This window comes from Marinilactibacillus sp. XAAS-LB27 (assembly GCF_036039175.1).
Taxonomy (GTDB): Bacteria; Bacillota; Bacilli; order Lactobacillales; family Carnobacteriaceae_A; genus Marinilactibacillus.
Map to the genome: position 1 here is coordinate 84,021 of NZ_JAYXKP010000008.1, position 17,765 is coordinate 101,785.

15 protein-coding genes and 1 other RNA gene are annotated in these 17,765 nt (G+C 38.2%); 13 read left to right on the forward strand and 3 right to left on the reverse strand.

Annotated features, from left to right (window positions below; all coding sequences use genetic code 11):
* The first annotated feature begins 74 nt into the window (after positions 1 to 74).
* From VXN63_RS10495 to VXN63_RS10510, 4 genes are all read left to right on the forward strand, one after another.
* The gene (locus tag VXN63_RS10495) at positions 75 to 497 is read left to right on the forward strand and encodes a GNAT family N-acetyltransferase (protein WP_327758032.1); all 423 of its coding nucleotides are present in this window, start codon (positions 75 to 77) and stop codon (positions 495 to 497) included.
* Positions 498 to 891: 394 nt separating this feature from the next.
* Entirely contained in the window at positions 892 to 1,209 is a 318-nt protein-coding gene (locus tag VXN63_RS10500) for a hypothetical protein (protein WP_327758033.1), read from the forward strand.
* Positions 1,210 to 1,212: 3 nt separating this feature from the next.
* Positions 1,213 to 1,518 carry a CPBP family glutamic-type intramembrane protease gene (locus VXN63_RS10505; RefSeq protein ID WP_327758034.1) on the forward strand — a complete coding sequence of 102 codons (306 nt, stop codon included), beginning with the start codon at positions 1,213 to 1,215 and terminating at the stop codon, positions 1,516 to 1,518.
* A gap of 591 nt (positions 1,519 to 2,109) precedes the next feature.
* A complete protein-coding gene (locus VXN63_RS10510; protein WP_327758035.1) occupies positions 2,110 to 3,390 on the forward strand; it encodes an HlyC/CorC family transporter in 1,281 nt (426 codons plus the stop codon).
* 369 nt (positions 3,391 to 3,759) lie between these two features.
* Here VXN63_RS10510 and ssrA read toward each other — a convergent pair.
* Positions 3,760 to 4,127: a transfer-messenger RNA gene (gene ssrA / locus VXN63_RS10515) on the reverse strand.
* A 165-nt stretch (positions 4,128 to 4,292) separates the two neighbouring features.
* Between ssrA and VXN63_RS10520 the strand changes: the two genes are divergently transcribed.
* Positions 4,293 to 5,030, forward strand: coding sequence for an NAD-dependent protein deacylase (locus tag VXN63_RS10520; RefSeq protein ID WP_327758037.1), 738 nt, complete (start codon positions 4,293 to 4,295; stop codon positions 5,028 to 5,030).
* A 55-nt stretch (positions 5,031 to 5,085) separates the two neighbouring features.
* Here the strand turns inward: VXN63_RS10520 and VXN63_RS10525 are convergent, their stop codons facing one another.
* Positions 5,086 to 5,442: a hypothetical protein gene (locus VXN63_RS10525; protein ID WP_327758038.1), complete on the reverse strand. Its 357-nt coding sequence runs from the start codon at positions 5,440 to 5,442 to the stop codon at positions 5,086 to 5,088.
* A gap of 540 nt (positions 5,443 to 5,982) precedes the next feature.
* On the opposite strand from VXN63_RS10525, the gene VXN63_RS10530 reads away from it, so the two are divergent.
* From VXN63_RS10530 to VXN63_RS10565, 8 genes are all read left to right on the forward strand, one after another.
* Positions 5,983 to 7,212 carry a M20 metallopeptidase family protein gene (locus VXN63_RS10530; RefSeq protein ID WP_327758039.1) on the forward strand — a complete coding sequence of 410 codons (1,230 nt, stop codon included), beginning with the start codon at positions 5,983 to 5,985 and terminating at the stop codon, positions 7,210 to 7,212.
* Positions 7,213 to 7,243: 31 nt separating this feature from the next.
* Positions 7,244 to 8,428, forward strand: coding sequence for an amidohydrolase (locus tag VXN63_RS10535; RefSeq protein WP_327758040.1), 1,185 nt, complete (start codon positions 7,244 to 7,246; stop codon positions 8,426 to 8,428).
* 45 nt (positions 8,429 to 8,473) lie between these two features.
* Complete coding sequence (locus VXN63_RS10540; protein ID WP_327758041.1) at positions 8,474 to 9,424, forward strand: ABC transporter permease; 951 nt, start codon at positions 8,474 to 8,476, stop codon at positions 9,422 to 9,424.
* A 13-nt stretch (positions 9,425 to 9,437) separates the two neighbouring features.
* Positions 9,438 to 10,394 carry an ABC transporter permease gene (locus tag VXN63_RS10545; protein ID WP_327758042.1) on the forward strand — a complete coding sequence of 319 codons (957 nt, stop codon included), beginning with the start codon at positions 9,438 to 9,440 and terminating at the stop codon, positions 10,392 to 10,394.
* Between the two features lie 125 nt (positions 10,395 to 10,519).
* Positions 10,520 to 12,190 carry an ABC transporter substrate-binding protein gene (locus VXN63_RS10550; RefSeq protein WP_327758043.1) on the forward strand — a complete coding sequence of 557 codons (1,671 nt, stop codon included), beginning with the start codon at positions 10,520 to 10,522 and terminating at the stop codon, positions 12,188 to 12,190.
* Positions 12,191 to 12,280: 90 nt separating this feature from the next.
* On the forward strand, positions 12,281 to 13,375 hold the full coding sequence (locus VXN63_RS10555; RefSeq protein ID WP_327758044.1) for an ABC transporter ATP-binding protein: 1,095 nt from the start codon (positions 12,281 to 12,283) through the stop codon (positions 13,373 to 13,375).
* Positions 13,359 to 14,339 (forward strand): ABC transporter ATP-binding protein, encoded by a 981-nt coding sequence (locus VXN63_RS10560; protein ID WP_327758045.1) that lies wholly within the window; start codon positions 13,359 to 13,361, stop codon positions 14,337 to 14,339. Before VXN63_RS10555 ends, VXN63_RS10560 begins: the two co-directional genes overlap by 17 nt.
* Positions 14,340 to 14,545: 206 nt before the next feature.
* A complete protein-coding gene (locus tag VXN63_RS10565) occupies positions 14,546 to 15,913 on the forward strand; it encodes a M20/M25/M40 family metallo-hydrolase (RefSeq protein ID WP_327758046.1) in 1,368 nt (455 codons plus the stop codon).
* A 49-nt stretch (positions 15,914 to 15,962) separates the two neighbouring features.
* Here VXN63_RS10565 and VXN63_RS10570 read toward each other — a convergent pair whose 3' ends face one another.
* A complete protein-coding gene (locus VXN63_RS10570) occupies positions 15,963 to 17,240 on the reverse strand; it encodes an MFS transporter (RefSeq protein ID WP_327758080.1) in 1,278 nt (425 codons plus the stop codon).
* Positions 17,241 to 17,765 lie beyond the last annotated feature (525 nt).

A 17,765-nucleotide genomic window follows, 5' to 3' on the forward strand; every position in this document is an offset into this window, starting at 1 on the left:
AAAATACTTATATAGAAAAAACGAGTCAATAGAAAGTTTGAGCATAAAAAAGTATTGAAAACGGAGGATATTAAATGATCAACCTAAAAGAAATGACCTTTGAAAAGTTAGAACCAGAAATCGAAAAGATCTTTGATCAACAGAATGAAGATACATTCGATCAAGTTCCGGAACGGAATGCCGAGAAAATTGTAATAGGCGCTTACGACGGAGAAGAACTAGTCGGAGGTATCATTGGAAACAAACAATACGAGAACGTTCATATCGCAATGTTAGCGGTCAAAGGTGGCTACAGAGGCCAAGCAGTCGGGAGCAAACTTCTAAAAGAAATCGAAAAAAGAGCAAGAGAAATGGATATCATTCACATCACACTCTCTACAAAAAGTTACCAGGCTGAAGGATTCTATAAAAAATACGGTTATGAAGTATTCGGGACACTTGAAGATATGCCGATCAAAGGTGTAACGAAATTCTATTTTCACAAACGTTTAGATTAAAAAAGATTACCTCATGAATGGAACGATAAAAGGTAACTCCGTGGGGTAGTCTTTTTTTCTACCTATGAATAAAGTGAATGATATGTCTACGTTTCATAAGTGATATATACTATGACTATAAAAAAGAGAAGGAGGATATAAATGGACTTTATAGGGTTAATCCCGATAGCGATGATTTTATATTTTAGTTGGAGTAAATCGAAAAATAAAAAGTAAAAATTTATAATGATCCCCCCTTATCGTTATTAATTGGATGAAGCCTTTTTTGTAGGAATCACACGTTTAATTACTATAAATTATGTGAAGGTTTTACTAAGTGCATATAATGGATTAATTAGAAATGTGTGGTATAAAGAACGCGTAATATAAAATAGAATAAAAAGGGGATGCAAACATGAGAAATGATTCAGCCTTTACCACAACGAATAGTCGTATACTGATTGGGGCCTTAGCACTTATTTTAGGGTTGGTAGTTCTCTTAGCTACATCATGGGGATGGTGGGGGCTATTTGTTGGTGGCGTGATAGCATGGATTGTTGTATTCGAAGGAGATTCTTATCACCTTTTTATATTACCTCATCGTTTATGGATTATTCTTTTAGGTGTAATTGGCTATTTTGTATACGGTCTTCTAGTAAGTAATATTGCTGAAAGAATAGGGTTTGAATGGGTAGCGAATTCAGCTGTGGAAAATTTGAGTGATATCATTTAAACATTGCCCTTTGCATTAATGGGCGAAGAATTATTAGGTATTGGAGTACTTGAAGTAGCTAGAAGTAAGGGGTGGTCATTTGTTAATGCTTCCTTACTCAGTGCACTCATTTTTGGATTACTACATGTAATCGCCTATTGGAATGGAGATATAATTTCTACAGTATTACATGTCTTGCTATTACAAGCAGTAGCTAGGCTGATATTTAATTTTATTTACTTAAAAACAGGTAGAAGTATAATAGGGTCTTGGACGATACATTTGCTAGTAGATGGTATAGGGTTCTACTTGTATGTTCTAACACAGTAAGACAATATTTTGAAAAGCTTTGTATTATGACCCTCTACCTTCATTGGATGAGGGGTTATCTTTTTTGTTTGATAAAAAGAATAAAATAGATATGATCGTAGTAAATAACATACATTATTAAAAGGGGATAGGTTAGTGAAAATTCAAATTGAAATTGATGACGAGTTATATCCGTACCTCAGAAAATACAGAGAATTAAAAAGAACTAGTCCTAGTAAAATAATGAATACGTACATAAAAGAATATATTGTTGATTACATACTAGAGATTGAACAAAAAAAGAGCAATAAATAGCAGTATATCACGTAGTTTATAAGTTATTGAAAGTATAATCATTAAACGGTATAATTTTAACTACATAGCTTACTATCTAGTCATAGTCCTATGATGTGAGGTTTACGCCTCGTATGGGAGAAGGCTCTCACTTCGGTGGGGTCTTTTTTTATGGATTAAATGACTAAAAATATAAGAAAAGGATCTAGTATATATATATATTTAGAAATTTCATAAGGTTCACAATGTTCCGTACATTTTTATTAGCGTTATGATAAGATATAAAAAATGGAACTATAAAGGAGGAAGCCCACCTTAATGGACAGTGGAGATTTACCAAGTATTATGCTTTTAATCGTATTGATTGCTTTATCTGCTTTCTTTTCTTCTTCAGAAACTGCTTTCACTTCTGCAAACCAAATTCGACTAAAAAACGAAGCGGAAAATGGAAGTAAACAGGCAAAAAGGACACTAGATTTAGCCAAGAATTTTGATGCCGTATTATCTACGCTTTTAATTGGGAATAATATTGTCAATATTGCTACGTCAGCCATTGCAACTTTACTTTTTATAGGATGGTTCCCAACTTATGGAGCAACGATTGCGACAGTAGTGACAACTATCGTAGTTTTAATATTTGGGGAAATCACTCCTAAAACAATTGCCAAAGAAAAATCTGAAACAATCGCAAAATTTTCTGCACCAATCATCATAGTATTAATCAAAATTTTCAGACCAGCAATCTGGTTCTTTGAAAAATGGCGACTTCTACTAGATAAAATTTTCAATTTTGAAAGTCAGGAAACAATCAGTGAAGAAGAATTATTATCAATGATTGATCAGGCTGAGTTAGGTGGAAGTATTGAAGATCATGAACATAAGCTAGTGAGGTCAGCTTTAAATTTTGATGATTTTGAAGTTTCTAAGATTCTCAAGCCTCGCGTAGATGTCGTAGGTTGTGATATGAACGAAAAAGATTCTAAAATCGAAGAGTTATTTAGTCGTCATAATTTCTCTCGTCTAATTGTTTATGATGATACGATTGATCATGTGGTTGGTGTATTACACGAAAAAGAATTCAATCGTTATCTGAAAGTGAAAGTGCGGACGGGAAGAGAGGCTTCTATAATGACAATCGTCAAAGAGGTGATTTTCGTCCCTCCCGTCATGAATCTATCTAAACTCCTTAGAATGATGCAGCTGAAAAAAACACATATGGCGATCGTAACAGATGAGCACGGTGGTACGAAAGGAATTGCCACTATGGAAGACGTTTTAGAAGAACTAGTAGGTGAGATATGGGATGAATCTGATACCATTGAAGAAGAAATCATTAAGTTGGATAATGGAGCGAGTTACATTGTAAATGGGAATACTAAATTGGAAAAATTATTTGACTTATTTCACTTGGAAAATACAGTTGAGTTCATTTCTAATACAGTAAGTGGCTTTATTATTGAAAATTTGAATAGAGTACCTGATGAGAATGAAAAATTTACTTATAAAAATATGGATATTATGGTTATTGAAGTCAAAAATAGACGTGTCCTTGAAATTCAAGTTGATTATGCTGAAACTAAATTCGAAGAAGAGTCCTAAAATGTGATTCTAAACTATTTGGAATTGACCAATTCAAAAGTTGAATTATTTAATGTATGTGCTACAATCGTTTCAACTGAAATAACGGCGGGAAGCTGTTACGGAGTTTTCTAACCTTAAAGGTTAGAAAACTCCATTTTTTTGTATTGTTGAAAGTAGAGTTACTAAAGGGTATAATTTAAGAAACATAGCACACTATCTAGTCATAGTCCTATGATGTGAGGTTTATACCTCGTATAGATTTGACCTTCACTTCGGTGGGGGTCTTTTTTTTGGATATATTTTCTACATTCTCATAGCATAAACAAAAGAAGAGAAATACCGTTTTATCGGCATTACTCTTCTTGATTCTTCCTATACGGATGTTTTTGATGGAGCTGAGGGGAGTCGAACCCCTGTCCAGACACATTGGCACTCAAGCATCTACGATCATAGTTACGCTATTAAGATTTCGCTCTACATTAGCCGCCTAACAGGCATCATGTGTCGCTAGTCTGATAATCTCTTCTAATCCTTCCAGACGGAAAGAATTAGCGTATCCCACTTAATTATAGGACCCAAACGTGACACGTGGGTGATACCAGTTCGGATCACGCTAGCTACTTTTACGCAGCTAAAGCGTATGTGTTATTATTATTGTTTGCAGTTATATTTAACTGTGACGTTGGTATGCAGTCTCGTCACCTGCAGAACGCAACTCGAGCTCAATCTATGCCTGTCGAATCCGTAACAACCCCAATATAGAAAATAGAACCAAATGATAACGAATCGCTACCATTTCTATACATATTATAGCATATAACCAATGAAAATGAAAGTCTGTTCGCTTATAATCCACTACAAGTGTCTTTCATAAATTTAGTTGATATAATGAGTAGACGAGATTTAGAGAGGTGTTTTATATGGAAAGAACAGAAATCGCACAGTTAAAAGCTTATATAGAAGAAGCTCAGATTATCGCCTTTTTTGGAGGTGCTGGAGTTTCTACAGAAAGTGGTCTACCAGACTATCGTTCAAAAGATGGAACATACACCGAGCTTGAAAAGAAGGCACTTGATCCTAAAAAAATCATGAGTCGAAAATTTCTGACCGAACAACCAGAAGCTTTTTTCAATCGATCTCATAATAAAAGGACCGAACCTGCTCCAAATGAGGCACACATTGTGTTGGCTGAAATGGAAAAAGCTGGAAAAGATATTCGCGTGATCACTCAAAACGTGGATGGGCTTCATCAACAGGCTGGACATCGTTTTGTATTAGAACTTCACGGACACAATCGTACTTGGTATTGTATGGAGTGCACGAGAGTTTATTCGCCTCGAGAAATACAAAAAGATGAAAGAAATATTCCAAGATGTCCAATAGAGAACGGGATTGTCAGACCATCTGTTGTCTTATTTGGTGAAAATCCTAATAAGGAGATCGTCGAAAAAAGTAAAGCTACAATAAAAACGGCAGACTTACTGATTATAGCGGGAACATCTTTGAGTGTGAATCCAGCGCGCAACTATATTCATCAATTCAAAGGAAAGCACGTTGTCGTCATTAATAATGAAAAAATCGATACTGGAAATCTGGAGATTGATCTATTCATAGAAGGTAAAGTTGGCGAAACACTCGCTGCGGTAAAAGAAAGTTAAAAAAATACGTTCCACTTAGTATAGAATCGATATTCTAACAAAGTGGAACGTCTTTTTATTTTTTATTCATAATCGTCTTGGAGTCCTCATCGGAATCATATTGATAGTGCTCATACATTTGAGCCAGCAGCATAGGATCAGAACTGATCTTAGCTAACAAGTCAGCGGACGCTTGCACTGATTGTTCTTTTCTTTTAGAAACAGCTGTATCGTCGTTCTCACCTGGTACGGTCAGACCATCCAATACATCATGAAATTCTTGTAAAAATTGTTTGAATCCTAAGCTGTCATCTAGCAAAATTGATTTAACAGCCTGATTTTTGTGATGAAGATAAACGAGATAATCATCTGTCGACATACCTAAAGTACTTGCATAAGCAATTATTTCTTGAAATTCCTTATCGTTTCTCATTCAATTCATCCTCTACCGATTAAGTATGTGCTAACACAAAAATATGATTCTTATAAATATAAATAAATAATCACTTTACAATAATAATCTATGAGAGAGCTTATGTAAACAGATTCATTACATAAGTCATGAATCTGTAAAGCAAGGTAAGTGTTATGAGCACTATTTAAACTAAATTAATATTGAATGAGGTTCATTTAGTGATTAAATATCCGCTAATATGTATATTTATCAATAATATTATAAGACATTTAATCAAAATGGATATTCTAGTGAAATTTGATAGTGTGAAAACGTAGGTGATATATGGTATTACTGGCGTAAATAAGACACATTTTAGACACAATCATTTGTAATCGATTGCAAAACCTTTAATAACAAAGATGAATATTATGAATTGTATTACATTAGAAGATTGGACTTTATTTACTGATAATTCATGTTGACAATCTAATGTTTAAAAGATAAGATTTGAAAAACATTATAAAAATGTGTAATTACTAATTTAAAGTATTGCAGAGATGAAGGAGAGAATTGTGCATGAGTTATAGTAAATGGGAAGAAGCTTTGACTGCTAATTACGAAACGACTGTTTCATGGCGACGTTATTTACATGAACATCCTGAACCTTCTTTCGAAGAATATGAAACAAGAAAATATATTGTAGAAAAATTAGAATCTTTTGGATATGAAGAAATTGAAGAAAATATCGGTGGTGGAGGAATTGCTGCTTATCTTCGAGGGACTGAAGATGGCCCGACGATTGGGTTTCGTGCAGACTTCGATGCATTGAGAATTCAAGAAGCAACTAACCTAGAATTCTCTTCAAAAACCCCAGGTGTCATGCATGCTTGCGGACACGATGGACATACAGCAACGTTACTAAGTGTGGCAAAGGTATTGAAAGAAAAACAAGCAGAACTTTCTGGAACGGTTAAATTCATTTTCCAGCATGCTGAAGAAGTATTACCAGGTGGCGGGAAAGCGATGATAGATGCCGGCGTATTGGAAGATGTGGATTATGTCTATGGACTTCATTTAAGATCACCACTTGAATATGGTAAGGTCACTTATTGTTCAGGTTATGCCATGGCGGCTCCAGATTTCTTTGAAATCAACATCCAAGGAAAAGGGGGACATGCAGCGCATCCAGATTCCACAGTAGACTCTGTTGTTGTCGCTTCTCATGTAGTCAATCAACTACAAACGATTATCAGTCGTAAAAAAGATCCGACTAAATCAGGAGTCTTGACGGTTTCTACTTTAAAAGCGGGAGATGGCGCACATAACGTGATCTCAGACAAAGCACTCATCAAAGGAACCGTTCGAACCTTTGCACCAGAAGTCAGAGATATGATAGAAGAAAAAATCAGTACGATGACACAGCACATCTGTGAAGCACATGACGCAACTTGTGAGGTCACCTATACTAGAGGCTATCCGGCGCTTTACAATCATGAAAAAGAAACAGAATTGGTCGCAGAGTTATTCAAAAATCAATTTGGCGAAGAGACGGTTGAATCAACCCCGCTTAGAATGGGTGGAGAAGACTTTGCTTACTTCCTTCAAGAAAAACCAGGTTCATTCTTCTTTGTGAATTCAGGAAATGAGGAAAAAGGCATTTCCTACCCACATCATCATCCGAAATTTGATTTTGACGAACGTGCATTATTACTTGGTGGAAAATGTTTCCTGTCTATTGTAGAGCATTATCTATCCAAAAAAGAAACCAGTAGCGCTAAAGAGTCTGTTACAGTGGAAAGTCATTAAACATCAGTAGTAAACGAGAAGGAGATGGATCATGGCCTACGAGACATGGACAGAAGAATTAAAACAGAATTTTGATGAAACAGTCAGCTGGAGAAGACACTTACATGAGCATCCGGAACCTTCTTTTGAAGAGAAAGAAACAGCTCAGTATATTCTAGAGCGACTAAAATCATTTGGGATAAAAGACATCCAAACAAATGTAGGGAATGGATATGGGATCGTAGCGAAGATTCAAGGCGGTCATCCAGGGCCAACAATCGCATTAAGAGCAGACTTTGATGCATTAAGAATTCATGAAGAAGCCGATGTAACATTTAAATCGAAAAATGAAGGCATCATGCATGCTTGTGGACATGATGGGCATACGGCTTCCTTACTCAGTGTAGCAAAGGTCATTTCAACTCACGCTGATGAATTACATGGGAATGTTGTGTTACTGCATCAACACGCTGAAGAAGTGTTACCAGGTGGGGCTAAATCGATGGTTGAAGCGGGGGCGCTAAAAGAAGTTGATTACGTATTTGGTATTCACTTAGATTCAATGGAAGAACTTGGAAAAGTTTTCTACAATTATAGTTTTGGATCAGCGAACTCGGATACGTTTAAGATGAAGGTTCAGGGGAAAGGTGGTCACGGTGCTGCGCCACACGATACGCATGATGCCTTGACGATCGGGACACAAATCGTCACAGGTCTACAGCAAGTCGTCAGTCGATTAACAGATCCGGTCAAACCAGCTGTGCTAACCTTTGCAGGATTCGAAGCAGGAGGAGAAGCATACAATATTATAGCTGACTCTGCTGAAATCAACGGTACCGTTCGAACAATGCACGGTGACATTCAAGATCTGATGGAAAGTAAATTGAAATCAATCAGCACGCATATTGCGGAGGCATTCGATGCTACCTTAGATATCGATTATGTACGAGGTTATCCATCTATTCAAAACGACGCGGTAGAAGTTGAGAAATTGAAAAATCGTTTTTTGACCGTGTTCAATGATTCTGAGGTGGAAGAAGTCGAAGGAGCAATGGGTGGAGAAGATTTCGCTTATTTCTTGAAAGAAAAACCAGGGGCCTTTTTAAGAGTAGGTGCGAAACATCCAAATGACGCGTCACCTTATCCGCATCATCATCCAAAATTCGTTATACATGAAGAGTCCTTACTGCGTTCGGGGGAAGTGTTCCTATCCATTATTGATGAATACTTAGGATAGACACAGCAGAAAAAGGATTTATTGAACTAAAAGGGGGAAAAAACGATGCAAAAATTTATCTTGAAGCGACTGCTGACAGCTATTCCAGTATTGCTGATGATTTCCATTGCAGCATATATGATGGTTAATTTAACACCAGGAAATCCGGCAGAATTATTTGTTTCACCAGATGCCACAGCTGAGCAAATCGCAGCGACTGAACGAGCACTTGGACTAGATCAATCAGTACCTGTCCAGTATGTTCGTTGGTTAGGAAGAGCTTTGAGACTAGATCTCGGCAATTCATTTTCAACACGTTATCCAGTGCTACCCATTATTGTATCAAGGCTATTTCCAACAATTGTGCTTATGGGATCGACGCTACTATTTTCATACATCGTAGCGATCCCGCTTGGAATTTTAGGTGCGAGAAAACAAGGCACATGGATAGACAATTTATTGACTAGTAGTTCTTTTATAGGCGTATCGATTCCAAACTTTTTCTTAGGTTTAGGATTGATTTATATCTTTTCTGTTCGATTAGGTTGGTTACCGACTGGTGGTATGTCTGAATTAGGTGGAGACGGTGGATTCTTTGAAGTCTTACGTCACCTTGTACTGCCAGTTATCGTTCTGTCTGCGTTTTATATCGCGAATATGGCGCGTTATATGAGGTCAACTATGATTGAAGTTTATGGGGAAAATTACATGAGAACTGCAACAGCTAAAGGGTTAGCATCCAAAACGATTTTAACAAAGCATGGACTTAGAAATGCATTGATCCCAGTTGTCACCATCATTGGAACAGATTTACCAAGATTGGTTGGAGGCGCAATTGTCACAGAGCAGATTTTTCAGTGGCCAGGGATTGGTCGTTTAACGATCACGGCGATTCAGCAAAGAGATTATCCCATTCTGATGGCGGTCACGATGTTATCTGCAATCGTCGTACTTGTTGCCAACCTTCTCGTTGATGTCTTGTACGCTGTGGTTGATCCACGGATCAAATACAACTAAAGGGGGAAGAAAAATGGCTCAAAATGTAGGTAGAAATACACCAGCAGACTCACTGTTTCATTTAGTGGAGGATAGTGAACGTGCTCACTTCCCTGGAGTTGCAGCGGAACAAGTAGTTTCAGATGGAGATAGTTATGTTAAGACGATTGCCAAACGGTTTTTCAAAAATAAAGTAGCCGTCGTAAGCTTAGGTGTCTTCATTATCATGATTCTGGTCGCTGTATTTGCAAATCAGATTGCACCGCACCCAAGAGATGCCTCTGTAGGCCTATTTCGAGCGGCACCTTATGAGAATTTCTTTTTAGGAACAGATGATACAGGAAGAGACGTACTATCAAGATTGATTCACGGAACGCAAGTCTCTATGATCGTTGGACTTTGCTCGGTTGCCATTTATGTAGTGATTGGAACAACGCTCGGTTTAGTTTCAGGCTATTTCGGTGGATTTATTGATGCTGTGATCATGAGGATTACAGAAGCCTTTATGTCTTTCCCATTTTTTCTCGTTATTTTAACACTCGTTTCACTTTTAGGATCAGGTATTTGGGTCGTAACGATTGTGCTTGGAGCACTCAGCTGGCCTCCGTTATGTAGATTGGTCAGAGGTCAGGTATTGAAGCTTAAAGGGCAAGATTTTATATTAGCGGCTGAAGCAACAGGGTATTCGACTTTTGGCATTTTATTTGTTCATATCTTACCCAATGTACTTTCACCGATTCTAGTTAATGCAACGTTTGGGATTGCGACAGCAATCCTGACAGAAGCTTCACTGAGTTTCTTGGGGGTTGGTGTTAGACCACCGCAACCAAGCTGGGGGAATATTCTTTCTCAGGCTCAATCGATTAGAGTGTTGACCGCTGAACCATGGAGATGGGTTCCAGCTGGTATCCTGATTTTTATCGCAGTATTATCAATCAACTTTATCGGAGAAGGGTTGAGAGAAGCGATTGAAGGGGAAAATAAAGGGTAAGTGCGTTATCAATAAAGGCTTTAAAAGATTTCATGAAAAATGATTCAAGTAGAAGGTCTGCTTCAAATTTAGGGGGACTAAAAGAGCGTTTCTACAAAAGAATTCAATCATAAGGGGAGATTTTCATGTCAAGTTGGAAAACAAGATTAAAGTATGGGACAACGATTTTTGCTTCAACATTGGTACTAGCAGCATGTGGAGATTCAGCTGTACCGGGACCAGATGATGTAGCGCAAGGTGAAACTGAAGGAGAAGGCGCAGTACCACAAGCCGAAGAAGGCGACACAAGTACCTTGATGGTTGGGTTAACAAATGCACCAGATAGTTTCAATCCTTTTTACGCGCCAGGTGTTAGTGGTAAATGGATTCAACGATTCATGTATGACAGTTTACTTGTGATGCCAGAAGCAGATTCATGGGAAAATGCACTAGCTTCTAAATTTGACACAACAGATAATCAAACGTTTGAAATTGAAATCAATGAAGAAGCGAACTGGACAGATGGCGAACCGGTTTCTGCAAATGATGTAGCGTTCACACTTAACGCCATTGCGAATCCAGAAATTGAAACATCACTAGGGACAAGAATCGCAATGATTGAAGGAACAGATGATTCAGGTATTTTAGAAGAGGGAGCAGAATCGCTATCTGGTGTAGAAGTAACGGGAGATAAATCCTTAACCATTACAACTAAGACACCTGTCGATTTGGCGCTGATTCAAGAATTTGTTGGATTCGATGTATTGATTGCGCCTGAACATATCTTTGGCGAACTGGAGCCGGCTGATATCTCGAACTCTGAAGCAGCAACTCAACCATCTGTATTCAGTGGACCGTATAAATTCGTAGAATATGACAATGATAATTATATTCAATTAGAAGCAAATCCTGACTACTACAGAGGCGCTCCAGAAATTGAAACAATTTATGGGCGTATCATGAACGGAACAGCACTTGTAACAGAATTCCAAGCTGGAAACCTTCATATGGCTGCAGGCGGTGGTATCGGTATGGTGCCGATTCAAGATATTTCGTTATTAGAAGATATCGATGGTTTAGAAGTTATTGAAAATCCGAGTTTTAATGGTCAGTATATGATCATCAATAACGAAGTATTCCCGGATCCAGAAGTACGTAAAGCTTTCATCCATGCGCTTGATCGTCAACTGACAGTCGATAATCTGCTTGAAGGTCGCGGGGAAGTCTTGTCTAGTATGTACACATCAGCAAGTCCGTACAATTCTGACGAGATCCAACCACTAGAGTATAACCCAGAATTAGCAAAAGAAATGCTAGAAGATGCAGGCTTTGACTTTGGACAAACGTTGAGATTAGGTGTTCCAACAGGAAACGCGGTCAGAGAACAAAATGCTAACTTGATCCAACAATGGTTAGGTGAAATCGATGTGCAGGTTGAAATCTCACAATATGACTTCCCAACTTGGTTACAAGTAGCGCAAGACCTTGATTATGACATTGGGATGATGGGATACGGCCACACAGTGGATCCAAACGTTGCGACGTATGTCCAATCAGGTGCTTCGTCAAATAATTCTGCCCTTGCTGATCCTAAGGTTGATGAGTTACTTGAAAGAGGAAACGAAGGTACAAGTTTTGAAGAAAGATTCCCAATCTATGAAGAATTACAAGAGTATATGCAAGATCAAGCTGTAATCATTCCATTGTATTCTGATTCTCAATTCTCGGTTCAAGTGGATTACTTGAATGGTGGAATTAATGAATACTGGGCAGGATCGCTTCATGATGTCCATGAATGGTCGCTTGATCCTCAGTAAAGGTTACTCAAAAGTAGGAGTCGACGAAGAGTCTAGAGTAGGTATAGGCTCTTCGTTGATAGTTTAAAAGGAAGATAGAGGTGTGAACATATGGATAACACGAATGTGCTGGAAGTAAAGAATTTGGCCATTTCTTTTAAAACGTTTGAAGGTAAAGTCCAAGCAGTTCGAGGGGTGGATTTTGAACTAAAAAAAGGAGAAACGCTAGCAATCGTTGGCGAATCAGGTTCCGGAAAATCGGTATCAACAAAAGCAATCAATCGCTTGCTTCCTAAAAAGAATTCCATTATCGAGAGCGGCCAGATCTTATTCGAAGACAAGGATCTACTGACGATTTCAGATAAAGAAATGCAGAAGATTCGTGGAAATGATATCGCCATGATCTTCCAAGATCCAATGACCTCTTTGAATCCGACAATGCAAGTTGGTAGACAAATTGCTGAGCCGATGGTTAAGCATCAAGGGTTAACGAAAGAACAAGCTACTGAAAAAGCAATTGAATTAATGCAGATGGTCGGTATCAAAAATCCTAAACAAACGCATAAACATTATCCTCACCAATTCTCAGGAGGAATGAGACAACGGGTTATGATTGCCATTTCCTTGGCATGTGAACCAAAGATCCTGATTGCGGATGAACCAACGACAGCTTTGGATGTAACCATTCAAGCTCAGATATTGAATTTAATGAACAATTTGAAAAAAGATTTAGAAACTTCCATAATTTTTATCACACATGATTTAGGTGTGGTTGCGCAGATGGCAGACCGTGTAGCGGTTATGTATGCAGGTCAAATCGTTGAAATCGGGACAGCGGACGAGATTTTTTATAATCCTATGCATCCGTATACTTGGGGATTGTTGGCATCTATGCCGACGTTAGATATCCATCAAACAGATCTTTACAATATCCCGGGATCACCACCCAATTTGCTCCATCCGCCTAAAGGCGATGCTTTTGCTTCGAGAAATGAATTCGCATTAGCGGTCGATTTTGAGCAAGAGCCTGAGATGTTTAAAGTCACAGATACTCATTTTGCAAAAACATGGCTACTGCATCCAAAAGCACCGAGTGTGACGCCGCCAGCAGAAGTGGTTAGGCGTAAGCAGAAATATGAACAATTATTTGGTGAAAAGAAGTTAAGGATTCAGACAGGAGGTGAGGTCGTTGGTAGCAGAGGTTGAACAAAAGAAACCGATCGTTGAAATTACAGGTTTCAAACAGTATTTCAATGCGGGAAAGAAAAGTGAAGTCAGAGCAGTCAACGATGTCAGCTTCAATATCTACGAAGGTGAAACATTTGGCCTAGTTGGAGAATCGGGTAGTGGAAAGTCTACGACTGGTAGAGCGCTTATCAAATTAGGAGATATTACGGGTGGACAGATTCTATATAAAGGTCAAGATATTTCTAAAATTCGTGGACGTAAAAAGCTACTTGATTTTAGAAAATCGATGCAAATGATTTTTCAAGATCCGTACGCTTCATTGAATCCAAGAATCACAGTGAAAGATATTATTGGTGGTGCCTTAAAAGTTCACGGGATTTACAAAAACAGTAAAGAGCGGACTGAACGGGTTTACGAGCTGCTAGAAGCAGTGGGGTTAAGCAAGGAATTTGCAAACCGTTACCCTAAGGAATTTTCTGGTGGGCAGTGTCAACGTGTTGGGATTGCGCGTGCACTAGCTGTAGAACCGGATTTTATTATTGCAGATGAGGCCATTTCAGCACTAGATGTATCGATTCAAGCTCAGGTAATCAACTTATTGAAAGAGTTGAAAAAAGAAAACAATTTGACGTATCTGTTTATTGCGCATGACTTATCTATGGTCAAATATATCAGCGATCGTATTGGTGTCATGAATAGTGGAAGGATGCTTGAGGTGGCAGAGGCAGATGAGTTGTACATTGCGCCGCTACATCCTTATACGGAGTCTTTACTCTCCGCTATACCAACGCCAGATCCAGAAAATGAGCGAAATCGTGTTAGAACGGAGTACGATCCGAAATACCATCAATATGATGATTTAACAAAAGTAGGCTTACATGAGATTGCTCCAGATCACTACATTTATTGCCACGAAAATGAAATAGAGGTCTACAGAAAAAAACGAGAAAGATTGTTACGTGAAGGCCAGAAATATGCTTAGGATGACTTAATACGAGCTCGAAATCCAAAGACTGTTTTCAAGTATGGACCCACTGACCTTTAGATAGTCTAAAACAGTGGCCACACTTGATGCAGTCTTTTTGATAGAGCGAAATCAACCACTGAACAAAAAGTTCCCACTGAAAAATGTTAGGATGACCGAGAACTTAAACAGAAACCAATGGATGAAAGAAGGCAGAAAAGTAGATGAATGTACTAGAAGAGAAATTGCAGAGTGTAATCGATAGTAGAATGGATGAATTTTTTGATTATTTAAGATTAGATTCTGTTTCCACACAGGATAGAAAAATACCAGAAACTGTCGCATATGTTAAAGAGATGCTTGAAAAGACAGGAGGAGAAGTCCAAGTACTGGATGACCTCGGAGGAAATCCTGTTGTATACGGTTATTTTCCAGCTGGTAAAAATGGGAATAGTGAAAAGACACTACTGTTTTACAATCATTACGATGTTCAACCAGAAGATCCAATTGATGAATGGGATAGTGCACCTTTTGAACCTACTGTAAAAGACGGTATTCTTTATTGTCGAGGAGTAGCGGACAATAAAGCGAATCTGATGGTTCGATTGAATGCCATTCAAGCATTACTGGATACGGAGGAAGGCTTATCTTGTAATATCAAATTCCTTATTGAAGGGGAAGAAGAAAATGGAAGTCCGTCTCTTGGAGCCTACTTAGAAAAATATGCGGATTTATTTAAAAGTGATGCGTGTATTTGGGAATTCGGTGGAAAAGATGAAGAAGAAAACTATGTGATTGAAGCAGGAATCAAAGGAATGGCGTATTTTGATTTGTTTGTAGAAAGTGCAGATGTAGATATTCACTCTTCTATCGGTGCGGTCGTGGACAACGCTGCTTGGAGACTGACACAAGCGTTGGCTAGCTTAAGATCTGCAGATAACCAAGTACTTGTTGAAGGGTTTTACGACGATATCATTCCACCTACAGACTTTGAAAAAGAAGTGGTTGCACGGAAACCATTTGATGCAGTGAAAACGCAGAAAGTGTATGGCTTGAAACATCCACTGATTACTAAAGACTTGGACTGGACACCAAATGAAGCTTTAGCTTTTTATCCTACGATGACAATTTGCGGTATGATCTCAGGCTATACTGGACCAGGATCAAAAACGGTCTTACCGAGGGCAGCGGCCGCAAAACTAGATTGCCGAATCGTACCAGGACAAGATCCGGAAAAAATTCACGAATTGATTCGGAGTCATCTAGATAAACATGGCTTTGAAGATGTACACCTAGACTTGATCAAAGCTCAAAAAGCTTTTCGTTCAGACCTAACAAATAATTTTGTGGATGTGGTCGTTAACTCCGCTAAGAAAGCTTATGGAGAAGGAACAGAAATCGTCTTGTCTCCTAATAACGCAGGGACAGGACCCATGTATAATTTCGACAAGTATCTACAGCTTCCAGTATTAAGTAGCGGATGCGGTTGGGCGAATTCTAGAGCACATGCACCCAATGAATCTGTAAGACTCAAAGATTTTTTTGAGGGAACGGCGCACATGGCTTACCTTCTTCAAGACTTTGGAAAATAACCATAAAAAAAGTGTCTCTTTTGAGAGGCACTTTTTATTTTTGGAAAAATCAAATGGTTGAAGACAACTCTTCTACAACAGTGGTTATGCCTTCTTCAGGAACTTTGGTTAAGACGAAGAATCCAACAATGAACAGTAAAATAAGACTGAAGACCCCGTAATTGGATCTCCCCGTCAACTGAGTGATTGTGGCGACCATAGTGGGACCGATAATAGAAGCAAATCGACCGAAAATATCATAGAGCCCAAAAAATTCATTAGCCTTATGGCTAGGAATAATCCGTCCAAAGTAGGCACGGCTTAAAGCTTGGATACCACCCTGGGAAGTCGCGATCAACATCGCTAGTATCCAGAAGTCGACCAAAGTAGACATAAAGAAGGCGTAGGTACATACACCGATATAGACGATAATCGCTACATATATCATGGTTTTACCAGGAAAACGGTCAGCTAGTCGACCATATAATATAGCAAATGGCGCAGCGACAATCTGAACAACGAATAATACGATAAGCAAATCCGTAGCTTGCAGACCTAAATCTGTACCATAAGCCGTTGACATCGAAATGATTGTTCCCACACCATCAATATAAAACATATAAGCAATCAAAAATAAAAAGGCTGCACGGTACTGCTTTAATTGACGAAAAGTACTGAAGAGCCTTTTGAAACTATGTTTAATAAGTTTGGGTTGTCTTTCAATTCCATGAATTTGATGAACATTTTTCAGCATTGGCAAGCTAAAGACAGTCCACCAAAGAGCGGTTAGGATAAAAGCGAAGCGGGTTGCGCTGATAGTTGAAAAAGGTAATACACCGTTTTGAGATAAAAGTATGACGCCGATACTGATCAAAAAAGGAATGCTACTCCCGATGTATCCCAGACTGAATCCTCTGGAAGATACACGGTTCATACGTTCTGGCTTTGTAATATCAACTAGGAAACCATCATAAAATACATTGGATCCCGCCATCCCAATCGAAGCTATGGCATATCCAATCAATAAAACAAACCAAGAAGTATCAGGGATAATGGCGAGGCTGAGAGTCCCTAAAACGCCGAGCGCAAAAAAAGTGAAGAAAAATTTCTTTTTGAACCCTTTAACGTCAGCCATGGTTCCCAGAAGCGGTGACAGTACTGCGATAATGAGAGTGAAGATAGAGATCGTGTATCCAAGGTAGGCAGTAGAGTTTCCGTTTGAAACACCAGACAGCTCAGCTGCGCTGCTATAGTAAATCGGGAAAATAGCGGTTGTTACAATAATCGAAAAGGCTGATTCCGCCCAATCATAAAACATCCAACTATGTTCGGTTTTTGTATAAGTCATCTTCAAGATCATCACGCTCCTTTGATTATATATAAGTTTATTTTATCAAATAAGTCAGAATGATAGATAAAATCAATCAATAATTATTCTAAAATTTACAATTGAGAAGTTGAGTTCCAAGCATCAAATGAAAATTTGGAAAATATTGGATAAAGTGCTCAATGAGGGACTATATATCAGTGGAAATCGCAATTGTTAACTTTATGTGAACGTTATGTAAATTTAAATGGAAATCTCGATTTTATAGACAATCTCAACCTAGAGAGATGTAAGCGGAATACATTGTGACATATTGAGTTTTTTTCCGAACTTTTAGGCATAAACGTATTTAAAAATTCGCTTATAGCTCAATTGCTTCGTATAGCAACCAAAATGTCTGTTAATTTGAAAGTCGAATACAAAGCATATTAAATAAAAATCTTCTAATTTGTAAATTTATTGTTCATTTATTGTAAAGATACATTTAAGATAAGAATGGAAACTCTGAATTCGAAAGTAATAGGTATCCGATATTACTTCAAGTTA

Coding starts and splice junctions, on each gene's coding strand:
- VXN63_RS10495 (WP_327758032.1), top strand. CDS start 75: ATGATCAACCTAAAAGAAATGACCTTTGAAAAGTTAGAACCAGAAATC.
- VXN63_RS10500 (WP_327758033.1), top strand. CDS start 892: ATGAGAAATGATTCAGCCTTTACCACAACGAATAGTCGTATACTGATT.
- VXN63_RS10510 (WP_327758035.1), top strand. CDS start 2,110: ATGGACAGTGGAGATTTACCAAGTATTATGCTTTTAATCGTATTGATT.
- VXN63_RS10520 (WP_327758037.1), top strand. CDS start 4,293: ATGGAAAGAACAGAAATCGCACAGTTAAAAGCTTATATAGAAGAAGCT.
- VXN63_RS10525 (WP_327758038.1), bottom strand. CDS start 5,442: ATGAGAAACGATAAGGAATTTCAAGAAATAATTGCTTATGCAAGTACT.
- VXN63_RS10530 (WP_327758039.1), top strand. CDS start 5,983: ATGAGTTATAGTAAATGGGAAGAAGCTTTGACTGCTAATTACGAAACG.
- VXN63_RS10535 (WP_327758040.1), top strand. CDS start 7,244: ATGGCCTACGAGACATGGACAGAAGAATTAAAACAGAATTTTGATGAA.
- VXN63_RS10540 (WP_327758041.1), top strand. CDS start 8,474: ATGCAAAAATTTATCTTGAAGCGACTGCTGACAGCTATTCCAGTATTG.
- VXN63_RS10545 (WP_327758042.1), top strand. CDS start 9,438: ATGGCTCAAAATGTAGGTAGAAATACACCAGCAGACTCACTGTTTCAT.
- VXN63_RS10550 (WP_327758043.1), top strand. CDS start 10,520: ATGTCAAGTTGGAAAACAAGATTAAAGTATGGGACAACGATTTTTGCT.
- VXN63_RS10555 (WP_327758044.1), top strand. CDS start 12,281: ATGGATAACACGAATGTGCTGGAAGTAAAGAATTTGGCCATTTCTTTT.
- VXN63_RS10565 (WP_327758046.1), top strand. CDS start 14,546: ATGAATGTACTAGAAGAGAAATTGCAGAGTGTAATCGATAGTAGAATG.
- VXN63_RS10570 (WP_327758080.1), bottom strand. CDS start 17,240: ATGACTTATACAAAAACCGAACATAGTTGGATGTTTTATGATTGGGCG.